Below are 4,531 nucleotides of genomic sequence, written 5' to 3' on the forward strand. Positions count from 1 at the left end.
CATCGTCGGACGGCTCAACCAAAGGCTGGCTGTCCGGCTTGTGGTACGCGATCTCTTCGCCGCAACCACACCGGAGCGGCTAGCGACCCGCGTGAACGGCGCGCCGTCGACTGCGACACGCACTCTCGCATCGACCGTCCGACCCGACCGGATTCCCTTGTCCCTGGCCCAGACTCGGATGTGGTTCCTCAACCGCCTCGATCCGTCGTCGGCCGCATACCACATTCCCCTGGTCCTGGGGCTAGAGGGGCTGCTCGACGTCGCTGCTCTGTCCTCAGCGATCGTGGATCTCCTCGAACGAAATGAGTCGCTGAGAACGCGGTTCCCTGACGGGGATGCAGGTCCCCATCAGACAGTCGTCGACGTAAGCGCCCTTCCCAGATTGTTCGACATCGACGATGTCGCCCCGAACTCGATCCTCGGTCATATCAATGCTTTCGTCAACGACAGCTTCGACCTTTGCGCCGACCTACCGATACGATGCCGACTACTGCGGATGTCGGACCGGTCGCATGTGCTGGTGATTGTCGCGCACCACATCGCCGTAGACGGGCTTTCGCTTAAACCACTATCACGAGACCTGATTCGTGCGTACCAAGCGCGTCGAGATGGTGCGGCACCGGACTGGGAACCGCTCGACGTCCAATACGCCGATTATGCCTTATGGCAACGGGCTGCGCTCGGCGACGAGGACGATGAGATGTCCGAGACCGCGATCCAGGCCCGCTTCTGGCGGAAGACCTTCGCGACGCTGCCCGACACCTTGAACCTGCCGACCAGCTATCCGCGGCCCCACACCCGCGCGATGGTCGGCGGGATGGTCCACGCGCACGTCGATCCTGTGCTCACTGAATTCCTTGACGACCTCGCCCACAGCCAGGGGGCCACTCGATTCATGGTATTTCACGCGGCGCTGGCGGCGCTACTGTCACGACTCACCGGTAGCTGCGACGTCACCATTGGAACACCATTGTCGGGTCGAACAGATCCGAGACTCGAAGAGCTCGTCGGCATGTTCGTGAATACGGTCGCCCTTCGTACCACAGTGGACCTCGCCCAGCCGCTCGCCGAATTGCTGACTCGCTGTCGTGATCACGACCTGGAGGCATTCACACACGGCGATCTGCCGTTCGATCGCGTCGTCGAATTGGTCAACCCGCCACGGACGACGTCGCACACGCCCCTATTCCAGGTGATCTTGGCGTTCGAGGACGACAGCCAGTTCAACCTGGATCTGCCGGGACTCGCGGTCGAACCCCTCGATCGCGGTGAACATGCCGCGCTGTTCGACCTCGAATTCACCATCACGGCTGACGGCACCACCGGGTCACCACTGCAACTGATTCTGACCTATGCCACCGACATCTTCGACGAGCCGACGGCTCGAAGCCTCGTGGATCAATTTCTGACGATGCTGCGCGCCATGGGATCTCACCCGGCGACCCGAGTAGGCGACGTTGACCTTGTTACGGCGGCCCGCGCACATCACCTCGTGCCCTGCCGCGGCGCGGAACCGTCGAATACACCGTCACTGCGTGCGCTACTCGACCTCGCCGTCAGGCAGGCCGCAGACCGCGACGCCGTCTGCGAACCCGACCGCTCGATCAGCTATGCGGAATTGGACGCTCGGTCCACCGATCTCGCCCGAGGGCTGAGTGCCAGAAGCATCGGGCCAGCATCGGTAGTCGCGATCTTGGTGCACCGCTCGATTGAGCTCCAGATCGCGATCTGGGCCGTGGTGAAAACCGGAGCTGCGTTCCTGCCGATCGAGCCATCACTTCCCGCCGAACGCATCGCGTCCATATTGTCTGATGCCCATGCGAACCTGGTCTTGACGACCGCTGCCGCCCAACCTGGGTGCCGGGATTCGGTGACGTATCTCCGCATCGATGAAACGCAACCCATGCACGCGTATCCACATCATGGACAGGAGCAATCGCTCACGCCGCGCGAGCCCCACCCTTTGGACACGGCATACCTGATCTACACGTCGGGGTCCACGGGGCGACCCAAGGGAGTCGCCGTTACAGGAGCCGGAGTCGCCAACCTCGCCGAAGCACTGCGGACCCAGCTGCCGCTCGGCATGCACCCCCGGGTTCTCAACGCGGCCTCTCCAGGGTTCGACGCCTACGTATTGGAAATGCTGTTGGCGCTCGGCTCTTTGGGAACCCTCGTCGTCTCCGCAGAGGCGTTGTGTGTCGGGGATGATCTGACCTCGTTCATTCGCCGGGAACGCATCGATTGCGCGTTCCTGACTCCTTCGGTGCTGAACACTGTCGATGCCTCCGACACCTTTCTTCGCACGGTCATCGTCGGTGGCGAGCAGTGCCCCCGCGAGCTCGTCGACACATGGGCGCCTAGCACCCGAATGTTCAACGCTTACGGTCCCACCGAGGCGACGGTCGCGACCGTAGTTTCCGGACCACTCACGACGTCTGCATCGTGGGTACCGATCGGACGGCCACTGCCAGGTACGAGCGCCATAGTGCTCGACGCTCGCCTCCAGCCTGTTTCGCCGGGTGTCATCGGCGAGCTCTATCTAGCGGGTGTCCAACTCGCAGAGGGCTATCGAGGTCTTCATGCGCAGACTGCGACGCACTACGTCGCCGACCCCTTCGGCGAGCCGGGAGAACGGATGTACCGCACCGGCGATCTGGCCCGCTGGCACCACGATGGGCAACTGGAATACGTCGGCCGCGCCGACTCCCAAGTCAAGATCCGCGGCCTACGCATCGAACTCGGCGAGATCGAGCACACTCTGGTCGACCACCCGGGTATCCTCGCGTCCGTTGCCACGACTCGGGAATTCCCGGGCGGAACGGTCGTCGCTGCGTTCGTTGTGCCGTATCCGGGCCAACGGCCCGATCCCGCCGAGCTACGGGCCCACTGTGCGCAGCGCCTTCCAGAATACATGGTCCCCTACCGCGTAGCCGTCCTGGATGAACTGCCCTTGACGACTTCCGGAAAAGTCGATCACGCCCGGCTGCCCGGAACAGCTCCCGGTGCCGCTGTCCACAGAGCACCAGTGACCCCAGTTCAACAAGTGATCGCCGACACGTTCGCCGACGTGCTCGAGGTAGCACGAGTCGGTCTCGACGACGACTTCTTCGAACTCGGCGGCAACTCGTTGAGCGCCACACGGCTAGCCGCCCGATTGAGCGCCGCGCTCGACGCGGCGGTCCCGGTGCGGTCGGTGTTCGACCACCCCACCGTCGATCAGCTCGGCGCCACCCTGACAATGCTCGAAGCCGGCCATTCCCCTCTGCCTGAGCACCCCGTCGAGCGTCCCGAACGGCTACCGCTGTCATTCGCTCAGTCACGCATGTGGTTCCTCAGCCGGTTCACGGACTCGGCGGCATACCACATTCCGCTATTTCTTCGTTTGATCGGCCGTCTCGATGTCGAGGCCCTGCGCGCCGCCCTAGCCGACCTCGTTGACCGCCACGAGCCACTACGCACGACATATCCGGCACCCACGGGCCAACCCATGCAAGTGATCCTGCCCGTCGGCGAGGTGACGCCCAATCTGCCAGTAGTCGACGTCGACGCGGCAGAATTGGACGTCGCGATCGACGAATTCGCCTCCCTCGGATTCGACCTTGAGTTCAGTCCGCCGTTCCGCTGCCGACTTTTCCGCCACAGCAACGACGATCATGTGCTCGCCGTCGTCCTGCACCACATCGCCGCCGACGGGTCCTCAATGGCGGTTCTCGGCACGGACCTGATGCACGCCTACCAGGCGCGCCGACGCGGCATGCCGGTGGGCTGGGCACCCTTGCATATACAGTACGCCGATCACGCCCTCTGGCAGCGCTCTGCGCTGGGCACGGTCAACGACGCCGAGTCCGTACTTGGAACGCAGCTGGCCCATTGGAGGGAAGTCCTGTCCGGAGCGCGCGAGGTGCTGGCGCTTCCTTTGGACCGTCCTCGCCCGGCGCGACAGTCGTTCCGCGGTGCCGCGATCGAATTCGACATCGATGCCCTGCTGGGCGAAAGGTTGGATGAGCTTGCTCGCGCCCACGGCGCCACCGTGTTCATGCTGTTGCACACGGCGCTGGCCGTTCTGCTGGCTCACTGGTCGGGCGAGCACGATATCGTGATCGGCACCGCGGCCGCCGGACGAGGCGACGAACGTCTCGACGGCATGGTTGGCATGTTCGTCAACTCACTCGTTTTGCGCTGCGACGTTCCTATGAACGTCGCGTTCAACGACCTGCTCAGGACTGTCGTCCAGTCCGACGTCGACGCCTTCGACAACGCAGACATCCCATTCGAGGCACTCGTCGACCAGCTGAGGCCGAACCGTTCGGGCGCTCATTCGCCCCTGTTTCAAGTAATGCTCGCCTATCAAAACTTCCGTCGCGCTAACCTCATACTGCCGGACCTGACGGTGTCTGAAGTCGAAACACCCGTCGACACCACCAGATTCGATCTCGAGTTCGCAATATTCGAACGCGCCGGGGAAGGCGACGCGCAACGCGGACCACGGTGCATACTGTCGTACGCGACGGACCTTTTTGACGAGGTCACT

The 4,531-nt window shown here is 63.4% G+C and carries 1 protein-coding gene; it reads left to right on the forward strand.

Annotation, left to right across the window (positions count from 1 at the left end; genetic code table 11):
- Nucleotides 1-91: 91 nt before the first annotated feature.
- Nucleotides 92-4,531: non-ribosomal peptide synthetase (locus ACT89H_RS29250; protein ID WP_445111897.1), on the forward strand; the 4,440-nt coding region annotated here is incomplete at its 3' end.

This window comes from Nocardia aegles (assembly GCF_052545135.1).